Origin of the sequence: Fundidesulfovibrio soli, from assembly GCF_022808695.1 — a bacterium.
GTDB lineage: Bacteria > Desulfobacterota > Desulfovibrionia > Desulfovibrionales > Desulfovibrionaceae > Fundidesulfovibrio > Fundidesulfovibrio soli.
This window is the reverse complement of sequence record NZ_JAKZKW010000001.1, coordinates 34,363-56,413: the sequence shown is the minus strand read 5'-3', so window position 1 is coordinate 56,413 and position 22,051 is coordinate 34,363. Positions and strand designations below refer to the sequence as shown.

The following is a 22,051-nucleotide window of genomic DNA, read 5'->3' as shown; positions in this document are numbered from 1 at the left end:
CCCATGCATTTCTTCGAATACAAGGACGGCCAGCTCTTCGCCGAGGGCGTCCCGGCGGCCGAACTGGCCCGCAAGTTCGGCACCCCCCTTTACGTCTACTCCGCCGCCACGTTGCGCCGCCACTTCGAGGCCTTCGACTCGGCCTTCGCGGGCGTGCCCCACCTGACCTGCTATTCGGTGAAGGCCAACTCCAACCTGAGCCTGCTCTCCCTGCTCAAGGATTGCGGGGCCGGCATGGACATCGTCTCCGGCGGCGAGCTGCACCGCGCCCTGACCGCCGGCGTCGCGCCGGACAAGATCGTCTACTCCGGCGTGGGCAAGCGCGCCGACGAGATGCGCCAGGCCCTGGCCGCCGACATCCTGATGTTCAACGTGGAGTCCGCCGCCGAGTTGGAGCTGCTCTCCGCCGTCGCCACCGACATGGGCAAGACCGCGCGCATCAGCCTGCGCATCAACCCCGACGTGGACCCCAAGACCCACCCCTACATCTCCACGGGGATGAAGAAGAACAAGTTCGGCCTGGACATCGAGTCCTCCCTGGCCACCTACCAGCGCGCCATGGCCCTGCCCGGCATCGAGCCCATCGGCATCGACTGCCACATCGGCTCCCAGCTCACCAGCCTGGACCCCTTCCTGGAAGCGCTGGACCGCATCATGCGCTTCCATGAGCGCCTGACCGCCTTGGGGCTTACGATCACCCACCTGGACCTGGGCGGCGGCCTGGGCATCCCCTACAATGACGAGGAGCCGCCCCACCCCACCGAGTTCGGCGACGCCCTGGTGAAGGTCCTCAAGGACCACCCCATGACCATCATCCTGGAGCCCGGCCGCGTGATCGCGGGCAACTCCGGCATCCTGCTCACCGAGGTGGTCTACACCAAGAAGACCCCCACCAAGGACTTCATCATCGTGGACGCGGGCATGAACGACCTGGTGCGCCCCTCGCTCTACGGCTCCTTCCACGCCATCCGCGAGGTTGAGCCCAAGGGCCGCCCGGACGTGGACGTGGACGTGGTGGGCCCCATCTGCGAATCCGGCGACTTCCTCGCCAAGGACCGCAACATCCCCGCCGTGGAGCGGGGGGAGCTGCTGGCCGTGTTCTCGGCCGGGGCCTACGGCTTCACCATGTCCTCCAACTACAACTCCCGCCCCAGGGCGGCCGAGGTGCTGGTGGACGGCGACAAAGTGAAGCTGGCCCGCAGGCGCGAGACCCTCGACGACCTGATCGCCCTGGAAAAGAACTAGCCGCTCCAGACTGCCGCGCTAGAAACGGGCGTCCTTGTGATCGACGAGCACAGGGACGCCCGATCTTTTTTTGCCTCATTTTCCGGGAAAGCCTCCGGCGGCCAAAGGGCCTTCGGCTCTGGACTCCCCTATAGCTTCGCGTAGACCAGGGGAGAATAGCCTGGTTTGGCGCCGTGAACCTCGTTGTCTCCCCAGCGGACCTGGAGCGGACGGCGCATGACGATATTCTTCCGATATGTCGGCGTGCGCCGTCCGCTCCAGGCCCGCTGGGGAGACTCCAACCCGACACCTCCTGTTCGGGATTTAAAAGGGCGAAGCAGGACTTCGTCCTTTGGCCGCCGGAGGCTTCTCCCCTTGAAAGTATCCAACAAAAAAGCCGGAAGGACGCGCGTCCTACCGGCTTTCTCATTCGGTGCCTGTCGCCCGTCAGCGCCCGTACCGCACCAGCGACACCTGGTTGCCCTGTGTGTCGGAGATGCGCACGAAATACCCCACTTCCGGGGCGTACCACATCATGTAGTCACCGGTCCAACCGGTGTCGTTCTTCTTGGCCACGCGCAGGCGGAAGGCCTTGAAGGTCCCGGCGGGCACGGCGACCTCCTCGGCGGCCTCCACGGTGACGGTCATGGTGTAGTTCTGCGTCCCCTTGGGCGTTGTGGCGCTGTGGCGGAATGTCTGGCTGGCCCCGACCTTCATGGGGAAGATCAGGTAGGCGTCCTTGCCGCTGATGACGCCGTAGGAGATCTTGCCGCCCTTGGTGCCGGTGACGGAGAGGTCGCCCGCCAGGGTGGTCTGCCTGCCGATGTCGCCCCTGCCTCGCAGCACGATCTCGTCCCCCACGGAGACGACCTCCATGCGGTCGGAAACGGCGAAGGCGCTGCGGTTGTTGCCGGTGAACTCCCAATAGTCCCCGGGCTTCCACTTGGGCGCGCTGGCCTCGGGCATGGAGGCGACCGGAGCGCCCTTGGGAGCGCAGCCCCAGGCGAACGCCGCCAACAGAACCATCAGGAAAATCGGCGCTGCGCGGCGCACGCTAGTTGCCCGCCTTCTTTTCCTGGGCCAGCTCCTCGGGGCTGAGGGTCCACCAGGGGGTGCCGTCCTTGGAGCGGCGGACCTTGAGCTCCGCGCCCTCGTCCTTCTTGATCTTGGAGGCCATCACGACCTCCTTGCCGCCGATGGTGGCCCACACGCCGCTGACCTTGATGGTGTCGCCCGTGCGCAGGCCGATGCTCTCGACGTCCACGAAATCCTTGGGGCCCAGATGCACGGTCTCGGTCTTGTTGTCCTTCTTGTCGCGGACCACGAGCCCCACGCCCTTGGCCATGCCGGGCAGGGGCACGATCTCGATGATCTGCTCCACCTTGCCCTTGAAGGAGTCGGCCTCCTTGGCGTCATAGAACTTGTCGTAGGCGCCGCCCTTTTCCCAGCCCGCGATGTCGGGCTTGTCTTTGGCGGCCGAGGCCTGGGAGCAGATGAACACCAACGCCAGAACGGCGAACAGCAGCGGATTGAGGATGCGGGTCATGATACCTCCGAGGATTGTGAACAACGCATAGATGGTGAAGATAAATCCGCTCAATCGACGTGTAAAGCCCGGCGCAGAACTTCGCGCAACACCTCGGCGTCCCGAAGGGCCTGCATGTCGCCCCAGTCCCAGAGGCGCTCGGGGTGGACGTTCACGTCGCGGGGCGTTTCGTTCCAGGAGTCGCCCACCACGGCCCCCTTCAGGTTCGCAAATCCGCCCCAGGCGAGCAGCGGCAGCAGCAGCGCCGCCAGCAGCAACTTTCTCCCGGGGGCCGGTGCGCGCTCAAGGCACAGGCGAAGCCCCAGGACGCTCAACATGGCGAGTACTCCGTACATGCTCCCGAACAGGCGCGGGCCGTAGGACCACCCGCCCCACCACATGGGGAACATGGAGAGTGCGCCGAGAAACACGAGCAGGGCCAGCGAGGCCCCCCACCCGGCCCCCTGGTCCCAGGCGGAATCGGCGCGCGGACGCAATATACGCCAGATGGCGTAGCAGAACCCGGGCAGGAAAACGGAATTATACACCAGCAGCCCCCGGTTGGGGCTTACCAACAACCCCATGAGTGTGGCCGGGGCGGCGGAGAGGCTGCCGGACGGACCCTGCTCCAGCATGTAGGGCGGCAGCAACGCTCCGTACATCCATTGGTTCAGGCCCAGCCAGACGGCGGCGAACAGACCGCACCAGCACACAAATCGGACGAGCGCGCGGCGGCCGGCCAACCACAGCGTGGCCCCGCTGCCCAGGAGCATGAAGGCCATGTCGTGGCGGACCATGACTCCGAACACGCCCAGGATCGCCAAGCCCCAGGCAGGGACGTTGCGCCCCTCCAGGAGCAGCCGGAGCATGCCCAGGGAGAGCAGGCAGGCCAGATTGTGCGAGGCGAGCGCCCCGGCGTGGACCGAGAACTGGCTGGTGCACAGGGCGAACGCCGCTGCGGCCAGGCAGGCCATGCCCCACCCGAGGCAAAGGCGCAGGCAGACGGACAGGAACATGCCCACTGCCAGGGCGGCGATCAGCTTGGCCGAAGCCTCCGCCACCAGTGCCTCGGGCGTGTCCAGCAGATTTGTCCAGGCTGCCACGGGCACCAGGGCAAGGGAAAGCCCTGGTGGATAGTAGTTCACCACCCGGCCGTCCGGCAGGCTGCGTACCGACATGGCCCGGATGCCCGCCAGACGCTTCTCGTACGATTCAAGGCTCATGTCCCCGTGCAGCAGGGCGGCGGCGGTGGGCAGATACCAGCGGTTGTCGCCGGACTGCGCCCCGCTCGGCGCTGGGGCCGCCACGGAATAGACGGCGAAGCAGGCCAGGGCGGCGAGCGCCGGGGCCAGGAAGCGGCTGGGCCAGGCGAAGGCCGCCAGCAGCAGCGCGGCCAGCACCGGAAAGACTATCCTCAAGGATTCGGCCAGCAGGGAGAGGCGGGACTGACGCTCCAGCCGCAGCGTGATCGCGCCGTCATCGTCAGTCAGCTCCACATGGGCGGACACCATGCCGATGCAGAGCTGGCAGTCCAGCAGGTAGGCGCGCGTCTCCCTGCCGGACGCACCCTCGGGCGGCGGGAACGGGTCCTCCTTGATGGCGCCCATGGCGGGCAGGTTCCAGGAGACCGCGTAGCCAGCCCCTGCGGGGGCGTCCACGCTGAGACGCAGGATATCGAGTGATTCCAGCGGGAAGGAGGCCGTTTCCAACCCGGCGCCTCCCGGAGCTTGCGCCGGAGCCGGGATGCCAGGCCCCTGGTAGAGGATCTCACTTCCCTGGCCCCTGTATCCCCATCCGAACAGGCCAAGCGCCACCAAGAGAACGAGCGCGGTAAGCCTCCGCAGGAGTGCGCCCGGCGCCAGGCCCCCGTCCGGCGGGGCCTTGTCTTCTTTACTCATGGCGGCAAAATAGGTGCAACGTAGCGGAGTGTAAAGAATTCCACGAAAAAGTCCGGCCAGGGGCCGGACTTTTTCGTGGAACCAGAAGGGTCTTTGCTGCTCAGCAGGCGAACTGGCCGTCTTCGTAGATGAGCTTGCTGCCGCCGCCGCGCAGCTTGGCGGTGACGCGCTTCTTCTCGGTGTTCACCAGGTCCCAGTGCAGGGCGGAGTCGTTGAAGCCGAGTTCCGCTTTGCGGGCGTCGGTGAGTTCGGCCGGGTCGCCGTCGTAGGTGTCGGAGTAGGAGCTTCCGAGGGCCACGTGGCAGTTGCCGTGCTCGCCGCCAAAGTTCTCGTCGAAGAGGGTGTTGGCCATGAACTTGTCGATCTTGGAGAAGCGCTTGTCCGTGAGCGAGAACTCGCCCAACTTGTCGGAGCCGCCGTCCATGGCCACCTGCTTGCGCACGAACTCCTCGCCCTCCTCCGCGCTGACCTCGGCCACCTCGCCCTTGCGGAACACAAGGCGCACGCCGCGCACCAGGTTGCCGCTGCGGTAGGAAGGCTGGTCCGCATAGTAGACGCCCTCGGTGCCGCGCCAATCCGGCGAAAGGAAAAGCTCGAAGCTGGGGATGTTGTGCCCGGAGATGCCCTTGAAGCGCCTGTGCAGGCCGGGGGTCACGACCAGGTCCACATTGGCGGATTCGATATGGAACGACTCAACAGGCAGGGCGTTGAGCCAGTTTTTGATCTCCATGGCCTCGTCGAAAATCTTCTTCCACTCCTTCACGGGGTCGGCCGCGCGCAGGTGGCAGGCCTTGATGACCTGTTCGGTGAACTCCTTGCGGGTCAGGCCGGCGCAGCGGGCGTATTCGTCCGTGGGGTGCACGCACAGGGTCCAGCCGAAGTTCCCGGCCTCCTCGCGGCGCACCAGGATGTCGCGGTAGGGCTTGCGGGCGATGGCGGTCTGGGCGATGCGCTTGGGGTCGATGCCGGAGAGGTGGGTCAGGCTGTCCGGGGCCAGGATGTAGACCGAGCCGTGCAGGTTGTCGAACAGCTCCCGGGTGCCCGGAGCGATGAAGGAGAGCTGGGCGTCGCTCGCGCCCTTGTAGAAGTCGAGCTCCATGCGGGAGGTCAGGCCCATGCGCGGGATCACGTTGATGCCTCGCGCCAGCAGTTTGGCGAAGAGGGCCTCCGCCAGCTTGAGCCCGGCCAGGTCGAACTGGACAAGCACGTTGTCACCCGGCTGGTAGCCGGCGGGGCGGGAGGTCTCCAGGCCCCAGATGAGAACATCGGCATATTTATCAAGCAGTTTTGGGGTCAGCACGAGCAGTAGGCTCCCTGTGATGGGTTGAGGGTCGGTGTACAGGCCCTGTGCCCAAATACCACGCGGATGTAAAGCTTCCAGGGCGTCGCGGTTTCGTCACACGCATGTGCGAGCCTGGCCTGGAGGTCCCTTACGCCATGCTGCCTTTCATCCGCTCCTCGTACCTGAACTCCCTGCTGGAGTCGCTGGCCACAGGCGTGGTCATCGTGAACATCCGAGGGAACGTCTACGCCGCCAACGCCTCCGCCGCGCGCATGATGGGCCTGAGCCGGGAGGAGCTCCTCTCCTCCAGCCTGAACGGCCCCCGCCTGGACCGCTTCGAGAACCGCGCCGAGGTCCAGGCCCTGCTGGACGAAGCCCTGGACGACACGCGCATCCCGGCCACGGGCGACATCCTGGCCCGCTACGATCACCCGGAGCTGGGCCTGCGCCATTTCACCCTGGCCGTCTCCCGCCTGGTGGAGTACGAGAAGATTTTCGGCGTGATCCTGCAACTGAGCGACCTTTCCCACATCTACGATCTGCACCAGCGCCAGAGCCGGTTGCAACAGGAGCGCATCGACGGCCTGGCCAGGCTCTCCATGTCCATCGCGCACCAGGTCCGCAACCCTCTGATGACCATCGGCGGCTTCACCCGCCTGCTCATGAAGCGCGCCGACATGCCGGAACCCTCGCGCAACCACATGGATATCATCATGGAGGCGGCCATGCGCCTGGAGGACGTGGTCCAGGCGGTGACGCAGTTCACCGCCTCCCGCCAGCCAGCGCCGCAATTGCTGGATGCGGCTGGATTGGCGCGGGGCGTCCTTGCCGCCATGCCCGCCCCGCCCTCCGGGGTGGCGGTGGGCTTCGACGGCGAGGGCGCGACCCTCACGGCGGACCCCGCCATGACCGCCGACGCTTTGCGCGAGGTGCTGGCCAACGCCTTCGAGGCCCTGCCCGCGGGCGGCGGCTCGGTCAGGGTTCGGTGCGCGGTGGAGAAGGATTTCGTCCGCATCGAGGTTCTGGACGATGGCCCTGGCATAGCAGCGGACCACCTGCCCTTCGTGTTCGACCCGTTCTTCACCACCACATCCGTCGGCGTGGGCATGGGGTTGGCCAAAGCCAGGAAGTGGATGCGCGATCAGGGCGGCGAACTGGAGATTTCCCCCATCCAGGAGGGAGGAACCCTTGCTGTTTTGCGTCTGCCTGGAGGGGATGGCTTGAAGCCCGCTGGAAAATAGGTTACGGGTTGCCGCTTCGCAAACACAACAGGAGCGACATATGCCGAAAGAAGACGCCATAGAAGTGGACGGAACCGTCCAAGAAGCACTGCCCAACGCCATGTTCCGCGTTGAACTCGAGAACGGGCACGAAGTGCTCGCCCACATATCCGGCAAGATGCGCAAGTTTTACATCCGCATCCTCCCCGGCGACAAGGTCAAGGTGGAGCTCTCCCCCTACGACCTTTCCCGCGGCCGCATCACCTACCGCATGAAATAAGAGGCCCCCCGTCCGGGGGGCCTCTCTTCGGCTACATCTCCGAGATCAGCTCCATGAGGTCCTTGTTGACCTCCAGGAGCTTGTCGCGCAACTCCACCTGGTCCACCCACGGCTTCTCCGCCGTGCGGTCCAGGCGCTGGCGCAGCAGCTGGAACTTGGCTTCCGTGTCGGAAAGCAGGAAGCCCCAGTCCACCTTGGGCATTGCGCGTTCGGTGTCCAGGGTGACGGCGGTCTCGATGCCCGGCTTGAGGGTGCATTCCTCCAGGTATTCCGGCGTGTGCACCGTGAACCCGAAGCGCGACTCGATCAGCCCCGCCAGGGTGCTGATGGCGTTGCTTTCGCCGTGCACCAGGAACACCTCCATGCCGTTCTTCTTGAAGTGGCCCAGCCACTGAAGGATCTGGCTCTGCCCGGCGTGGGCCGAGAAGCCGCCGATGGTCCAGACCTTGGCCGCGACCTGCAGATCCTCGCCCATGATCTTGATGGTCTTGGCCCCGTCCACGATCTTGCGCCCCGGGGTGCCCTGCCCCTGGTAGCCCACGAACACGATGCTCGCGCCCTTGCGCCAGATGTTGTGGCGCAGATGGTGCTTGATGCGCCCGGCGTTGCACATGCCGCTGGCCGAGATGACGATGGCCGGACCGTCCAGGCTGTTGATGGAGCGGGATTCGTCCGCCGTGAGGGTGAAGCGCAGGTTGGGCAGGCTGAAGGGGTCCTCCCCGTTCTGCATGCCGCTGCCGATGTCCGCGTCCATGTATTCAGGGTGCTGGCGGAATATCTCCGTGGCGCGGATGGCCAGGGGGCTGTCCACGTAGACGGGCATGTCCTTGGGGAGCTTGCCGCCCTTGGAGAGCATGTGCAGCGAGTAGAGCACCTCCTGCGTGCGCTCCACCGCGAAGGCCGGGATGATGACCTTCTCGCCGTGGGCGTAGGAGTAGGAGATGGCCTGGGCCAGCTCCTCCAGGCTGGTGTTGGGGTCCTTGTGGTCGCGGTCGCCGTAGGTGGACTCCAGGAAGAGGTAATTGGCCGACTCGGCGAAGGTGGGGTCCTTGATGATGAGCTGGTCGGGCTTGCCCAGGTCGCCCGAGAAGACGAGCTTGTTGGTGGTGCCGTTCTCGGTGATCCAGATTTCGATGAAGGCGGAGCCCAGGATGTGCCCCGCGTCGCGGTAGACCACCTTCACGCCCGGGGCGGGCTCGAAGGGCTCGTTGTATTCCACCGTGCGCATGAGCGGCATCACGGCCGTGGCGTCGGACTGGGTGTAGAGCGGCTCCGCGGGCTTGCCGCCGCGCCGGGCGTTCTTGCGGTTCAACTGCTCTGCTTCCATCTCCTGGATGTGGGCGCTGTCCTGGAGCATGATCCAGAGCAGGTCCTTGGTGGGCGGGGTCAGGTAGACCTTGCCCGCGAAGCCGTTCTTGACCATCCTCGGCAGCAGGCCGGAATGGTCCATGTGGGCATGGGTGATGAGGAAGAAGTCAACCTTGTGGGGCTGGTAGACCGTGAAATCCAGGTTGCGGGCCTCGATCTCGCGGTTGCCCTGGTGCAGGCCGCAGTCCACGGCGAAGCGGATACCGCCGGTTTCCATCATGTAGCAGGAACCAGTGACGGTCTTCGCCGCTCCCAGGAACTTGATTTTCATCGGCACCTCTGTTTCGTTGCTGATTGCGCGATGTTTCGCAGGGTTGTAAACTACAACAATAACGCACGGATTCCAAGGAGCAGCGCGCTTGATCGAGATACTCGACGCCAGCACCCCCGGGCGCGTGGAGCAGGCCAGGAACCTCTTTGTCGAATACGCCGCCAGCCTCGGGCTCTCCCTGTGCTTCCAGAACTTCGAGCAGGAGCTTGCGGGGTTGCCCGGAGCCTACGCCCCTCCCCGGGGCGCTCTGCTCCTGGCTGTGGAGGGCGCCGAGCCTTTGGCCTGCGTGGCCCTGCGCCCGCTGGAAGGGCCGCTGTGCACCGCCGAAGGGGCGGAAGCGGCGTACCAAGCGCCAATCGGACTCGATGAGACCTGCGAGATGAAGCGCCTCTACGTGCGGCCCCAGGCCAGGGGGCGCGGGCTGGGCAGGGCCATGGCCGAACGGATCGTGGCCGAGGCGCGCCTGCGCGGCTACAGGAGGATGCGCCTGGACACCCTGCCCTCCATGGGGCGGGCCATCGCCCTCTATGAGAGCCTGGGCTTCAAGGACATCCCGGCCTACTGCGTGAACCCCCACGAGGGCGCGCGCTACCTGGAACTGGAACTCTAACCGCCTCGGCCATCCAAATGAACGACTTCGTCAACACCTTCCTGCTGGTTTACGCAGGCCTGTTCCCCATAGTGAACCCCGTGGGCGGCGCGCCCATCTTCCTGGGCATGACCCTGGGCAACTCCGAGCAGGAGCGCTCCGTCCTGGCCCGGCGCGTGGCGGTCAACGGGTTCTTCCTGCTGCTGTCGGCGCTGTTCGTCGGCTCACACGTGCTGGAATTTTTCGGCATCACCATGCCGGTGCTGCGCGTGGCGGGCGGATCGGTGGTCACCGCCTTCGGCTGGAAGCTGCTGCACGCCGGGGAGCACCCCAAAGACCACGACGGAACCGACTCCTCCGGCGGCAAGGTGGGGCTGGCCGACTCCTTCTATCCCCTGACCCTGCCCCTGACCATCGGCCCGGGCTCGCTCTCCGTGGCCATCACCCTGGGCAGCCGCAGGCCCCTGGGCGACATGGGGCTGGCCCAATCCGTCCTGATGGGCTGCGCGGCCGTGATCGGGCTGGCGGCGGTTTCGGCCACGGTCTACCTGTGCTACCGTTATGCCCGCAGGATCGTGCAGATCTTCGGCCAGAGCGGCATCAACGTGCTGCTTCGGCTCTCGGCCTTCATCCTGGTCTGCATCGGGATGGAGATCGTCTGGACCGGCGTCTCCCAGCTGCTGCAACTGCCCCGCTAGCCCTGGGGGCCGGGTCCCTTCGCACCGGCCCCCTTCCCCGCTCCACCATCCCGCCTCATCTGGCTGCCCAATCAGTCCGCGGATCAGCCCCCATTTAACCCATGGACTGCCGCAGCTCGCGCAGGACCTTGTCGAAATCGTCCACGCGGATCACCCCCAGCCTGGGGAATTCAAGATCCATGATGACGAATACCGTCACAGCCATGAGCGCGGCAAATCCCAGTATGTGGACCCAGCTCCTCGACTTGGCCAAGGCATGGTCGTAGCCGACCATCACCATGCTGCCCAGAACGAGCCCGAACATCAGGGCGAAGATGACCGAGGGCGGGTGGAACAAGGTCGCCATGGTTCTTGTGGTGGTGATGTCGATCATGTTGTTGAGCGCCGGGAGGACCAGGATCATGGCGCGCTGACCCTCCTCCGTCCGGCAGGCCGCCACGGAGGCCTTCCATATCTCGTTCTGCAGCAATACCGTGCGGCCCAGTTCAGCTTGGGCGGCGTCCACATCGGGCATTGCGGCGTAGGTCGCCAGACGCGAGTCGAGGTACTTGCGGAACAGCTCCTTTACGGCTGGCTGAGCGCTTTGCGGAAGCACATCCAGGCGCAGCCAGGCCGTGCCGATGGCGTTGGCCTCCTCCACGATCAGATGGCGGCGATGATCGAACCTGGACGTGGCTCCGCTGAAGGTGAAGGCGATGAGCAGGCCCACCAGGCCGAACACGGCGGCCTCCAGCGTCGCGGCGGCCTTGCTTTTGGCCTCGTCCGGCCTTCTCTCCGCCGACCTCGTCCCCAGCCATTTGCCCAACTCCAGACAGCCCAGCATTCCCAGACAGAATCCAACAGCGAGCAACACCATCGTGGCGGTAAAGTTCATGGAGCTCCCTCACTTTCCAGTTGGCAGAAGTCCGGGGAACGACGAGCAGGCCCGGCTCATCATACAGGGGCGAGTCTATCCGATACGTCAAAGGCCATACCTGGTCGAGTACAGAATTCCCTTGCCCATGACATGGCCCTCGCCGAACTATACGAAAGCATGACGGTTGTTGCGCCAACGGGTGGGATTGCCTGCCCGCCGCCCCTGCGCCCCCAAAAAAGAAAGCCGGGCCTGGGCGTCACCCGTCTCCGGCGCTTAGGCCGAGGGTATGAAACCATCGGCGGCGCGGGAGGGGAAACAGCCCAGGCCCGGCTTGCGAATGCAGATCGTACTTTCGGCTCGTTGCGCTAGGCCCCCGCTGCCTTGAACGCCTCGTCCAGCATGGCCTTGGCCTCGTCCTGGATGCGGTGCAGATGCTCGACGCTGATGAAGCTCTCGGCGTAGATTTTGTAGACCGCCTCCGTGCCCGATGGCCTGGCCGCGAACCAGCCGTTCTCCGCCACGACCTTCAGCCCGCCGATGGAGGCCCCGTTGGAGGGGGCCTTGGTCAGCTTGGCGGTGATGGCCTCCCCGCCCAGGCTGGTCTGGAGGATGGACTCCGGGGTCAGCTGGGCGAAGGCCTGCTTCTGGGCGTCCGTGATGGGCGCGTCCACGCGCTCGTACACGGGTGAGCCGAAGCGTGCGGAAAGCTCGCCGTAGAGTTGGGCCGGGTCCTTGCCGGTGACGGCGGTGATCTCGGCGGCCAGCAGGTCCATGATGAAGCCGTCCTTGTCGGTGGTCCAGACAGAGCCGTCCTTGCGCAGAAAGGAGGCCCCGGCGCTCTCCTCGCCCCCGAAGCCCAGTTCGCCCGAGAGCAGCCCGTCCACGAACCACTTGAAGCCCACCGGCACCTCGCGCATGGCGCGGGGCAGCGCGGCGGCCACGCGGTCGATCATGGCGCTGGAGACCAGCGTCTTGCCGATGGCGGCGTCCGCCCTCCAACCGGGCCTGTGCTGGAAAAGGTACCAGATGGCGGCGGAGAGGTAGTGGTTGGGGTTCATGAGCCCGCCGGAAGGGGTGACGATGCCGTGGCGGTCGTAGTCAGGGTCGTTGCCGAAGGCCACGTCGTAGGTGTCCTTCAGGCCGATGAGCCGGGCCATGGCGTAGGGCGAGGAGCAATCCATGCGGATCTTGCCGTCGCGGTCCACGCTCATGAAGCTGAAAGTGGGATCCACGGTGTCGTCCACCACTTCCAGGTCCAGCCCGTAGCGCTCGGCCATGGGCCGCCAGAAGGCGATGCCCGAGCCGCCCAGCGGGTCCACTCCGATGCGCAGGCCGCTAGCCTTGATGGCCGCCATGTCCACCACGTTCTCCAGGTCCGCCACATAGGGGGTGATGAAGTCGTGCGCGACAATGTTGGAAGCCTTGAGCGCGCGGGAGAAGTCCATGCGATTCACGCCCGAGAGCTTGTTCGCCAGGTAGGCGTTGGCCATGGCCTGCACCCTGCGGGTGATGTCCGTATCCGCGGGGCCGCCCGCGGGGGGGTTGTACTTGAAGCCCCCGTCCTGGGGCGGATTGTGCGAGGGCGTGATGACGATGCCGTCCGCCAGGCCGGAGGCGCGCCCCTTGTTCCAGGTCAGGATGGCGTGGGATATCACCGGCGTGGGGGTGTAGCCGTCCCAGCACATGCGCGCCTGCACGCCGTTGGCCGCCAGCACCTCCAGGGCGCTGGTCATGGCCGGGGCCGAGAGGGCGTGGGTGTCCATGCCGATGTAGAGCGGGCCGTCGATGCCCTTGGCCTTGCGGTAGTCGCAGATGGCCTGGGTGGTGGCCAGGATGTGGGCCTCGTTGAAGGTGCCCGCCAGCGAGGTGCCCCGGTGCCCGGAGGTGCCGAAACTCACGGCCTGGGCCGGGTTCTCGGGGTCTGGGGCGAGGCTGTAGTAGGCGCTGACGAGCTTGGGCACGTCCACCAGCAGGGAGCGCGGGGCCTTCTTACCGGCCAGGGGATGAACGGACATGGAGCGGCTCCTGTGGATTAGTGTTTGTAGTCCGAGCTGGCGTTGAACTTGTCCAGCTTGAGGGCGAAGTCGGTGACGAAGGTCTTGAAGTCCTCGAAGGTCATGTCCGTCTTGATGGCGATGCCGTCGGAGGAGAAGCAGTGGGCGTCGCTGAAGCAGCAGATGTCCAGGTCGATGTCCACGTAGACCGTGTTGGGCTTCTCGTAATAGCGGGTGAAGATCAGGCTGCCGTCGGGGTCAAGCAGGTCGATGCGGGCCGCGCCGTAGCCGCCCACGATGGCCTGGAGGCCGTCGATGGTGTACTTCACCGCGTCGGCGTAGAGGTTCATCCTGGCCCCGGAGTAGTCGTCGGTCACCTGCAGGGCCGGGTTGAACACGGGCTTGCCGTCGATGGTGGTGATGATCTCCACGGAGTAGCCCGCGTCGGTGGGCTGCATGTCCAGCGCGATGCCCAGACTGCTCGAATTGACCTTCAATGTGCACTTCATCGTCTGTCCTTTCCTTGAATGCGTATATGTCCGCGCCTGTTGGTCGCTATTGGGGCTTCTTGCCCTGCAGGGCCTCGTTGTCGAAGATGGAATACCCCGCCGGGGGGGTGTACTGGAACTGCTCGGGCGAGGTCTTGGCGTTGAGCGTGACGTTTGAGAGCGTCAGGTCGTTGATGTTGCCGTAGAAATCCTCGATGGAGATGCGCGTGAGCATGTTGGTGCGCTCGTCCACCCAGGCGTAGGCCAGCACCAGCCCGGGCTCCGCCTCGCGGGGCACCAGGCGCAGCTTGACCTGCCCCGCCGTGGCATCGGGCTCCTGCTGGATGTGGAAATCCTCGCTGAGGCGCGCCTTGCCGGACAGGAAGCGCAGCATGGTCTTGGATCCGAGCACCTCCTCCACGGAATAGCGGTAGGCGCTCTTCTCCTCGGGGAAGGCGTTCCAGACGGCGTCCTTGCCGACCACCAGAAGCTCCTTCTCGGGGACCACGGTCTCCCAGCGGATGAGTGCGGGCTGGGCGAACACCAGCTTGCCGGTGCGGACTTCCGTCTCCTTGCTGGTGGCGTTCTGCAGCCGCTGGCTGAAGTCCGCCGAGAAGGAGTTCATGGACTGGTACTGCTTCTGGATCTTGGCCGTGAGCGCGGCGATGTCCGCCGCCTGCGCGCCGGTCGCCGCCAGAAGCAGCAGCGCCAGCAGGACCGTGATGCGAGCGATCATATATACTCCGTCAGTCCACCCCGCGAACGATGTCGAAGACGGCCTCGGCGTCGAAGACCACGGACATGTCCTGGGTGTGTTTGTATGTGAGCACGTGGATGCCGTGCCTGAAAAGCGCCTGTGAGAAATACGCGCCCAGCGCGCCGGGAAGAGCCAGAAATCTCGCGGCGTGCAACGGAAGGCGCGACAGGATCAGGCGGCCCACGGCCTCCCGCAGGGCGTTGGGGTCGAGGTCCGCAGCCACCTGGAAAACAGCCGTGACGGATTGTTCCGCGTCTGCCAGGACGAGCTCCCCGTGCTGGGTGTAGGCAGTCCTGTGGCCGAGGTTGCGGGATTCCGAGAATTTGTCCAGTTGCTCGCGCAGGCTGCGCGTCGCGAGCTCCAGCAGGCGCGGCGAGGGGAGGTCGCGCCCGGCGGAGCCATGTCCGGGGCCGGATGCGGGGCCTGGGCCGAAATCCAGGCCGTGGCTCTCGGCAGGAAGCAGCCCCTGCGCCTTCCAGGCCTGAAAGTCCCTGACGGCGCGGACGAAGCGCGCGACTCCTGCCGGGGCCGTGTCGGCCCCGGCGCTGGAGATGACCAGCGCATCCCTGGGCTCTCCCGCTTGCGGCACGGCCTGCAGGACGGTGAAATCGCATTCGTGCGCCCCCAGGAACTGAACAAGCGGGGCCGGGGCCGCATAGGCAAGAAGCACGTCGCGGCCGAAGCGCAGCAGCACCCCGCTTGCGCCGCCGTCCGCCCCGGACACGTCGAAGTCCAGCTCGCAGACCGGCTCGAGCGCGGCCTTGTCCGCAGGCAAGCGAAGTCCCAGGCGGAGCCGGAAGAGCCCTGGCTCCTCCACAGAGGAGAACCAGAAACATTCCGAAGTGTTCCAGAATGTCTCGCCCTCCCAGGCGCGCCCGCTCCACTGGACGTCCGCCGTGACCTTCGCGGCCGCGTTCTTCAAGCAGAGCATGAACTTTTGCAGGGCTGCCCGCGCCGTTTCCTGATCCTGGATGATCTGCATGGCCGCCTAATCCTTGCCCCTGAGCACCACGCGGGGCTTGCTGCCGTCCGCCGGGCCCAGCAGCCCGTCGCGTTCCATCTGCTCGATGAAGCGCGCAGCCCTGTTGAAACCGATGCGGAAGCGCCTCTGGATGAGTGAAATGGAGGCCTTGCCCTGCTCCATCACGAAGTCCAGGGCCTGGGGGTAAACGGGGTCGTTCAGCGAGTCCCCTCCCCCATCGCCGCCTCCGAGGCCGGAGCCGTCGTCCTGGGCGTCGTCCTTCCAGCTGCCAAGGTCCATGAGGTAGCTGGGGGCCTGGCGATCCTTCCAGTAGTCCACAACATGGGCGGTCTCCTCGTCGGAGACGAAGGCCCCGTGCATGCGCGTCATCTTGCCGCCGCTGGGCTTGAACAGCATGTCGCCGCGCCCCAACAGGTGCTCCGCGCCCACGGTGTCCAGGATGGTGCGGGAGTCGTGGCGGCTGGTCACCTGGAAGGCGATGCGCGTTGGGAAGTTGGCCTTGATCAGGCCGGTGACAACGTCCACGCTGGGGCGCTGGGTGGCCAGGATCATGTGGATGCCCGCCGCGCGCGCCAACTGGGCCAGGCGCACGATGGAGATCTCCACCTCCTTGGCGGCGGTCATCATCAGGTCGGCCAGTTCGTCGATGATGAGCACCAGGTAGGGCATGGGCTCGAGCACCGTTCCGTCCGGTTGGGGTTCGCCGCCGGATTTGGCCACCTTCTCGTTGTAGCCGTCCAGGTTGCGCACGCCGAGCAGGGCCATGGCCTCGTAGCGGCGGTCCATCTCGGCCACGCACCAGTCCAGGGCGGACTTGGCCATGGCCATGTCCGTGACCACGGGGTGCACCAGGTGCGGCAGATCCGCGTAGACGGCCAGCTCGATGCGCTTGGGGTCGATGAGCAGCAGCTTCACCTCGTCGGGCTGGGCCTTGTAGAGGATGGAGAGCAGGATGCCGTTGATGCACACGCTCTTGCCGCTGCCCGTGGCGCCCGCCACCAGCAGGTGGGGCATGCGGGCCAGGTCGGCCACGAAGGGGCGGCCCTGGATGTCCTTGCCGATGGAGAGCGTCAGCCGGGAGGCGGAGCCCGTGAACGGCTCGGCCTGCAAAATCTCCCGCAGGTAGACGGTCTGGCGCTTGGCGTTGGGTATCTCCACGCCCACGGTGTCCTTGCCGGGGATGGGGGCCTCGATGCGCACGGCCAGGGCCTTCATGGCCAGGGCGATGTCGTTGGAGAGGCCCGCGATGCGGCTGACCTTCACGCCCGGCGCGGGCTTGAACTCGAACATGGTGACCACCGGGCCGGGCACGATGCGCATCACCTCGCCCTGGATGCCGAAATCGGCCAGGCAGGTGGTCAGGCTGGCGGCCTGGGCGCGCAGGGACTCCTCGCTGGGGCCTCCGGCCTGGGCGGGCGGGGGCGTGAGCAGGTCCAGCGCGGGCAGGTCGCCCGAGGCGAAAGAATTGCGCGCGGCTTGCCTGGGCTGGGCTTTGGGCTTGGCGGGCTCGCGCCGCTGGGCTTTGGCCTGGGGTTTCACCTCATGCACGGCGTCCGGGTCCGAGGCGTCCGGGAACAGCTCTCCCTGCTCCATGGCCTCCATGGCCCGTTTGCGCTCCTCGGTGAGCTCCTCGCGCTCCTGCTTGCCGGGGCCGAACAGGAAGCGAGTGACCGAGGGGCCTATCACCTCCCAGATGTCCGCGAAGAAGGCGTGGACGCGCACGCGCTGGCTGTCCCAGGAGATGCCCAGGAGCAGTTGCACGGAGACGATGCCCAGAAAGGTGACCAGCAGGTACATGCCCACGGGGTGGATGAGCTTGGCGCCCAGGCGGTAGAAGGCCCCGCCGAGCCAGCCTCCCCCTTCGAGCTTGCCCAGGGCCAGCCCGGGCCCGGGCCAGTCCGACCCGAGGCAGATGAGCACGGCCACAAACAGGCCGAAGAGCCCCGCCCAGTGTCTGCGGGTGATGCCCATGAGCGGGAAGAGCCTGCGCACGCCCGCGTAGCCGATCAGCGCAGGCACGAAATAGGCCGCCAGGCCGAAGAGGTCGCAGAGGATGCCCGCCAGGTAGGCTCCCACCACGCCGGTCATGTTGGCCACCTCCCGCCCCTTGATGGAGGTCTGGTTCAGGGAGGGGTCGAGGGGGTCGAAGGAGAACAGCGCCAGGGCGAAGAACAGCGCCAGGAAGAATAGCGCCACCCCTGTGAGTTCATCCAGAATCTTTCTGGCTTCCGTAGTAAGCTCCGCTCGTGTCGTTTCCATAAAAAGTGAGAAGGGCCGTGGAGCCCGCGCTCCACGGCCCTGTAGCCTTTTTTTGCGCCGAACGCACTATACGCGGCCCAGGTATTCCCCGGAGCGGGTGTCCACTTTCACCTTTTCGCCTTCGTTGACGAACAGGGGCACGTTGATGGTCAGCCCGGTGGAGAGCGTGGCGGGTTTGGTGGCGCCCGAGACGGTGTCGCCCTTCACGCCGGGTTCGGTGTGGGTGATCTCCAGCACCACGGAGGGAGGCAGGTCGATGTCCAGGGCCTTGCCGCGGTACATGAGCATGGTCAGCTCCATGCCGTCCACCAGGAAGCGGCCCTTGTCTCCCAACACGTCGTCCTCCACGGAGAACTGCTCGTAGCTTTCCATGTCCATGAACACGAAACCGGTGCCGTCCTTGTAGAGGTACTGCATGGAGCGGGTCTCCATGTCCGGCTTGCCCATCTTCTCGCCGGAGCGGAAGGTGTTCTCGACCACGCGGCCGTTGAGCATGTTGCGAAGCTTCGTGCGCACGAACGCGCCGCCCTTGCCGGGCTTCACGTGCTGGAAATCCACGATTTCATAGGGGATGTTGTCCAGCTCGATCTTGAGGCCGCGGCGGAAGTCGGTGGTGGAAAGCATTGTATCTCCTTGAAACTCAGGTATTTTTTGTGAGCCAGTGCTGCCAGAGCGCACGGACGGCCAGGGCATAGCTCATCATGCCGAAACCCGCAATCACTCCGATGCAGCTTTTGCCGATAAGGCTCTGCAGGCGCAGAGGCTGGTCCGTACGGGCGAGAATGTTGGAAAGGTGGACCTCCACGCAGGGGATGCCGATCCAGGCCAGGCAGTCGGCCAGGGCCAGGCTGGTGTGGGTGTAGGCCCCGGCGTTGAGCGCGATGCCGTCGATCTGGTCGCGCCAGGCCTGCTCAAGCCGGTCGATGATCTGGCCCTCGCCGTTGGCCTGGAACACGCTGTGCTCGATGCGCCCGGCGGATTCGCCCATCATGTCGGCAAGCATGTCCCCCAGGGCGTCCATGCCCTGCGAGCCGTATATCTCGGGCTGGCGGCGGCCCAGGAAACCCAGGTTCGGGCCGTTGACCACCAGGATGCGGCAATTCGTCATCTTGAACCTCGCCTTGCTTTCGGAGGATTTGCGGGTATGCTCACGCGCACGACAAGCCGTTAACCGGGACCGACATCCATGCGCAAGACGCTTCAGATAGAAAAAACCATCTACACCATCGCCGACCTGATCCTGCCCGACGCCCCCCAGGTGGCATTGGCCGGGCGCTCAAACGTGGGCAAGTCCTCGCTGGTGAACAGGCTGGCCGGGCGGAAGCAACTGGCCAAGACCAGCTCCACCCCGGGCAAGACCCAGAGCATCAACCTCTACTCGGTGGCCCCGGGGGCCTACTACCTGGTGGACCTGCCGGGCTACGGCTACGCCAAGTACTCCAAAACGGAGCGCGCCAAGTGGGCGAAGCTGATCGAAAAATATCTCACGGGCAACCGTCTGCTGCACGCCGTGGCCGTCCTGCTGGACTGCAGGCTGACGCCCCAGGCCAGTGACCTGGACATGGTCGCCTGGCTGCGCGCGGAGAGCATCCCCATGATCGGGGTGCTCACCAAGGCCGACAAGTGCACCCAGCGCGAACGCCAGGCCCAAAAGGCGCTGTGGACCCCGCTGCTTGCCGGTGCGGCTCCGGTGCTCTTCTCCTCGGTGACGGGCATGGGCTATGACGATCTCTGGGCGCGCTTCGACGCCGCGGTCGGCTACGCCCCGGACGCGGAAGGCGGCCCAGAGGCGGCCCAACCCACGAGCGATGACACGGAGCCTCCGGCCTGACCGAAGGCGTGGCCTCAACCAGGCCGGTGGAGAAAGCCCCCGGCCTGGGCAAAACCATGTCGCTCCAACCCGCCGGGACACCCGGAGCCCTGAACAGGCCGAAGGACTTGCGGCGAACGGACCGATTATCCGCAGCCCTTTTCAGTCCCGGGCCTGCACGCGGCGTAGGGAACCGGCCTCGGCCGCCTGGCGGCACACCCGTCTAGTCGACATCCTTCCCGGCGGCGAACGTCTCGCCCTCACCCTCGGCGAACAGCTTCTTCAGAAAATCCTGGTCCGCGGGCCCCAGGTTGAAGCGCATCCCGGCTTCGTCCATCAGCGAGCCCAGGGCACCGCCCTTCTCGGCCTTGCGCTCGGCCACCCAGGCCGCGGCGCGGCGCACCAATTCCTTCTGCGGCATGACGGTGGTCATGGCGTATCTCTCCGGTGTTGCTGTTGATTACCAATCGGCAATGTACCATGTACCCGAACGCTCCGGGGGTTGCAACCGCGCAGGTATTGCCGTACCTCCGCCGTGTCTGCGACAAGAGAGGACATACATCATGGACCCGTGGCTCAGTACGATCATATTGGGCGTGGTGGAAGGCGTGACGGAGTTTCTACCTGTCTCCTCCACCGGCCACCTCATTCTCACCGGGGTGCTCCTCGGGCAGGAAGGCGACAAGGCGGCCTCCTTCGACATCATCATCCAGCTCGGGGCCATTCTGGCAGTGTTCGCCATCTACCGGGACCGCTTCATGTCCCTGCTGGTCCCCAAGCCCCGGGAGCGCTTCGCCGGCAAACGCGGCATCTACCTGCTGATGCTCACCAGCCTCCCGGCCGCGGTACTCGGCCTGGTGGCCCGCAAGGCCATCAAGGCGCACCTGTTCGCCCCCCTGCCCGTGGCCCTGGCCCTGGTCTGCGGCGCGGTGCTCATCCTCATCGTGGAGAGCAGGCGGACCGCTCGCAGCAAATATCACGACCTCGACGACATCTCCCCGGCCCTGGCCCTGGGCATCGGACTCTTCCAGTGCCTGGCCCTGTGGCCCGGGTTCTCCCGCTCCGGCGCGACCATCCTGGGGGCCATGATCCTGGGGGCGCGGCGCAAGCTGGCCGCCGAGTACTCCTTCATCGCGGCGGTGCCCATCATGATCGCGGCCACCTGCTACGAAACCTACAAGAGCTGGGGCGAATTCAGCGTGGCCGACATCCAATTCCTGGCCCTGGGGTTCGCCGTGGCCTTCGTTTCGGCCTGGGTGGCGGTGCGCTGGTTCATCGGGCTGGTCAGCCGGGTGACGCTGCGCCCCTTCGCCGTCTATCGCATCATCCTGGCGGCCGCGGTGTTCGTATTCTGGCCGCACTGAAAATCATGGAAAAAAGGTATTGCCAACCCGGGCTGGACTGTGTAGATAGCCCGTCCTGCCGCGAGCGCAAAAAACGCACCGCGGCAACAACGTGGCGAGGTAGCTCAGTCGGTTAGAGCATGCGGCTCATATCCGCAGTGTCGGGGGTTCAATTCCCTCCCTCGCTACCACTCAAAAGAAGGCCCTTCAGTGCAACACACTGGAGGGCTTTACTTATTTCAGCCATACCCTGCCCCTGGCAGTCCTTCATTCCGCCTCAATCCGCCCGCAGGGAGCTCACGAGTATGTTGGCTGGCACGTAGAGCGCCAGTCACCTGAACCGCTCTTGGCGGTCAACGACGAGTACATGCGCTCACCACATAAGGGGTGGGCCAGCACCCCGCCGTGAAGCTATTGGGCTGGCGCGAAGTAGCGGGCGTACGTTCCGTCGGCTTTCATCGACCTCAACGCCTCCGCCAGGGGGGCCACGAGTTCCGCGTGCTTGGAGTTCAGGTAGAGAAACATCTCACGCTTCGCGAGAGGCGGTTCTACGGCGTATCCGCCTGCCACTCCGTGTTCCTTGAGGTGGTAGTCGCCTCCGAACCGATCATAGAGGACTATGTCCGTGCGCCCTGCCTTGAGAAAGGAAAACAACTGCGTAGGATTTACGACCTTGGTGACATCCTGAGCCTTGACGTTGTCCTCAAGAATTTTCCAGCCGATGACGTATGAAACTCTGTACGGGTCAAGATCATGCCAACCGTTGATAGACAGGCCGGGCTTCGTGGCGAAGGCCATGAACTCGTAGGTCATGTTGCTTTCGGGAAGCTGAATCAGATTGGGATAACGGTTCTGAAGCCCGGCAACGCGGTTGTTGTCGCCGTCGATGAGCCCGGCTTCGGCGTCGGCGAGTGAACGTTCGCTCGGCAGGGTAACAAACTCCACCTGAACTCCGGCACGCCGAAATGCCTCCTTGAGCATGCGGTCAAGCATCCCGCTCTGGTCTGGAAGGCTGAGTGGGGGGGCGTATGTCGTGCCAATCACGAGGGCGGGAGGCTGGGCAAAAGCCTGGTGCGCCACTGCGAGCAGGATGATGAGGAGGGCGACTATTTTGTGCACATTGAGTCTCCAACTCCGACCTACACGGACACTACCAATCCGGACCTGCCTCTTTCTAAAAGAATTCAAGCGGTGACAGACCCATGCC

At 65.4% G+C, this 22,051-nt stretch carries 22 protein-coding genes and 1 tRNA gene; 8 read left to right on the top strand and 15 right to left on the bottom strand.

Features of this window, described 5'->3' with window-relative positions; genetic code table 11:
• Positions 1–3: 3 nt before the first annotated feature.
• The gene (gene lysA / locus MLE18_RS00255) at positions 4–1,245 is read left to right on the top strand and encodes a diaminopimelate decarboxylase (RefSeq protein ID WP_243366202.1); all 1,242 of its coding nucleotides are present in this window, start codon (positions 4–6) and stop codon (positions 1,243–1,245) included.
• 426 nt (positions 1,246–1,671) lie between these two features.
• On the opposite strand, the gene MLE18_RS00250 is transcribed toward lysA, so the two are convergent.
• From MLE18_RS00250 to MLE18_RS00235, 4 genes are all read right to left on the bottom strand, one after another.
• Positions 1,672–2,277 (bottom strand): hypothetical protein, encoded by a 606-nt coding sequence (locus tag MLE18_RS00250; RefSeq protein WP_243366186.1) that lies wholly within the window; start codon positions 2,275–2,277, stop codon positions 1,672–1,674.
• A 1-nt stretch (position 2,278) separates the two neighbouring features.
• Positions 2,279–2,770 carry a MamS/MamX family magnetosome protein gene (locus MLE18_RS00245; RefSeq protein WP_243366173.1) on the bottom strand — a complete coding sequence of 164 codons (492 nt, stop codon included), beginning with the start codon at positions 2,768–2,770 and terminating at the stop codon, positions 2,279–2,281.
• Positions 2,771–2,820: 50 nt separating this feature from the next.
• A complete protein-coding gene (locus MLE18_RS00240) occupies positions 2,821–4,458 on the bottom strand; it encodes a hypothetical protein (RefSeq protein WP_243366171.1) in 1,638 nt (545 codons plus the stop codon).
• Positions 4,459–4,747: 289 nt separating this feature from the next.
• Positions 4,748–5,947 (bottom strand): aminopeptidase, encoded by a 1,200-nt coding sequence (locus tag MLE18_RS00235; RefSeq protein WP_243366169.1) that lies wholly within the window; start codon positions 5,945–5,947, stop codon positions 4,748–4,750.
• Positions 5,948–6,084: 137 nt separating this feature from the next.
• Here MLE18_RS00235 and MLE18_RS00230 point away from each other — a divergent pair, with 137 nt between their 5' ends.
• Complete coding sequence (locus MLE18_RS00230; protein ID WP_243366167.1) at positions 6,085–7,170, top strand: two-component system sensor histidine kinase NtrB; 1,086 nt, start codon at positions 6,085–6,087, stop codon at positions 7,168–7,170.
• A gap of 40 nt (positions 7,171–7,210) precedes the next feature.
• A complete protein-coding gene (gene infA, locus MLE18_RS00225; protein ID WP_027190819.1) occupies positions 7,211–7,429 on the top strand; it encodes a translation initiation factor IF-1 in 219 nt (72 codons plus the stop codon).
• 31 nt (positions 7,430–7,460) lie between these two features.
• On the opposite strand, the gene MLE18_RS00220 is transcribed toward infA, so the two are convergent.
• Positions 7,461–9,068 (bottom strand): MBL fold metallo-hydrolase RNA specificity domain-containing protein, encoded by a 1,608-nt coding sequence (locus MLE18_RS00220; RefSeq protein ID WP_243366164.1) that lies wholly within the window; start codon positions 9,066–9,068, stop codon positions 7,461–7,463.
• Positions 9,069–9,156: 88 nt separating this feature from the next.
• On the opposite strand from MLE18_RS00220, the gene MLE18_RS00215 reads away from it, so the two are divergent.
• On the top strand, positions 9,157–9,678 hold the full coding sequence (locus MLE18_RS00215; protein WP_243366162.1) for a GNAT family N-acetyltransferase: 522 nt from the start codon (positions 9,157–9,159) through the stop codon (positions 9,676–9,678).
• A 17-nt stretch (positions 9,679–9,695) separates the two neighbouring features.
• Positions 9,696–10,355, top strand: coding sequence for a MarC family protein (locus tag MLE18_RS00210; RefSeq protein WP_243366160.1), 660 nt, complete (start codon positions 9,696–9,698; stop codon positions 10,353–10,355).
• Positions 10,356–10,449: 94 nt separating this feature from the next.
• Here the strand turns inward: MLE18_RS00210 and MLE18_RS00205 are convergent, their stop codons facing one another.
• The 8 genes from MLE18_RS00205 to MLE18_RS00170 all read right to left on the bottom strand — a co-directional run bounded on the left by MLE18_RS00205 (position 10,450) and on the right by MLE18_RS00170 (position 18,799).
• The gene (locus MLE18_RS00205) at positions 10,450–11,229 is read right to left on the bottom strand and encodes a bestrophin-like domain (protein WP_243366158.1); all 780 of its coding nucleotides are present in this window, start codon (positions 11,227–11,229) and stop codon (positions 10,450–10,452) included.
• A 347-nt stretch (positions 11,230–11,576) separates the two neighbouring features.
• Positions 11,577–13,226 carry a phosphoglucomutase (alpha-D-glucose-1,6-bisphosphate-dependent) gene (gene pgm / locus MLE18_RS00200; RefSeq protein WP_243366154.1) on the bottom strand — a complete coding sequence of 550 codons (1,650 nt, stop codon included), beginning with the start codon at positions 13,224–13,226 and terminating at the stop codon, positions 11,577–11,579.
• A gap of 17 nt (positions 13,227–13,243) precedes the next feature.
• Entirely contained in the window at positions 13,244–13,714 is a 471-nt protein-coding gene (locus tag MLE18_RS00195; protein ID WP_243366152.1) for a hypothetical protein, read from the bottom strand.
• Between the two features lie 46 nt (positions 13,715–13,760).
• Complete coding sequence (lolA, locus tag MLE18_RS00190; RefSeq protein WP_243366149.1) at positions 13,761–14,429, bottom strand: outer membrane lipoprotein periplasmic chaperone LolA; 669 nt, start codon at positions 14,427–14,429, stop codon at positions 13,761–13,763.
• A gap of 10 nt (positions 14,430–14,439) precedes the next feature.
• Positions 14,440–15,432, bottom strand: coding sequence for a hypothetical protein (locus MLE18_RS00185; RefSeq protein ID WP_243366147.1), 993 nt, complete (start codon positions 15,430–15,432; stop codon positions 14,440–14,442).
• A 6-nt stretch (positions 15,433–15,438) separates the two neighbouring features.
• Positions 15,439–17,691, bottom strand: coding sequence for a DNA translocase FtsK (locus MLE18_RS00180; RefSeq protein WP_243366144.1), 2,253 nt, complete (start codon positions 17,689–17,691; stop codon positions 15,439–15,441).
• A gap of 66 nt (positions 17,692–17,757) precedes the next feature.
• A complete protein-coding gene (efp, locus tag MLE18_RS00175) occupies positions 17,758–18,315 on the bottom strand; it encodes an elongation factor P (RefSeq protein WP_243366142.1) in 558 nt (185 codons plus the stop codon).
• Positions 18,316–18,331: 16 nt separating this feature from the next.
• Positions 18,332–18,799 carry a type II 3-dehydroquinate dehydratase gene (locus MLE18_RS00170; protein WP_243366140.1) on the bottom strand — a complete coding sequence of 156 codons (468 nt, stop codon included), beginning with the start codon at positions 18,797–18,799 and terminating at the stop codon, positions 18,332–18,334.
• 78 nt (positions 18,800–18,877) lie between these two features.
• Here MLE18_RS00170 and yihA point away from each other — a divergent pair, with 78 nt between their 5' ends.
• Positions 18,878–19,522 (top strand): ribosome biogenesis GTP-binding protein YihA/YsxC, encoded by a 645-nt coding sequence (yihA, locus tag MLE18_RS00165; protein WP_243366137.1) that lies wholly within the window; start codon positions 18,878–18,880, stop codon positions 19,520–19,522.
• A gap of 202 nt (positions 19,523–19,724) precedes the next feature.
• Here the strand turns inward: yihA and MLE18_RS00160 are convergent, their stop codons facing one another.
• On the bottom strand, positions 19,725–19,934 hold the full coding sequence (locus tag MLE18_RS00160) for a hypothetical protein (protein ID WP_243366125.1): 210 nt from the start codon (positions 19,932–19,934) through the stop codon (positions 19,725–19,727).
• Between the two features lie 130 nt (positions 19,935–20,064).
• On the opposite strand from MLE18_RS00160, the gene MLE18_RS00155 reads away from it, so the two are divergent.
• On the top strand, positions 20,065–20,865 hold the full coding sequence (locus MLE18_RS00155; RefSeq protein WP_243366122.1) for an undecaprenyl-diphosphate phosphatase: 801 nt from the start codon (positions 20,065–20,067) through the stop codon (positions 20,863–20,865).
• 93 nt (positions 20,866–20,958) lie between these two features.
• Positions 20,959–21,035, top strand: a tRNA-Met gene (locus MLE18_RS00150).
• A gap of 220 nt (positions 21,036–21,255) precedes the next feature.
• Here the strand turns inward: MLE18_RS00150 and MLE18_RS00145 are convergent.
• Positions 21,256–21,963 carry a substrate-binding periplasmic protein gene (locus MLE18_RS00145; RefSeq protein ID WP_243366120.1) on the bottom strand — a complete coding sequence of 236 codons (708 nt, stop codon included), beginning with the start codon at positions 21,961–21,963 and terminating at the stop codon, positions 21,256–21,258.
• Between the last annotated feature and the right edge of the window lie 88 nt (positions 21,964–22,051).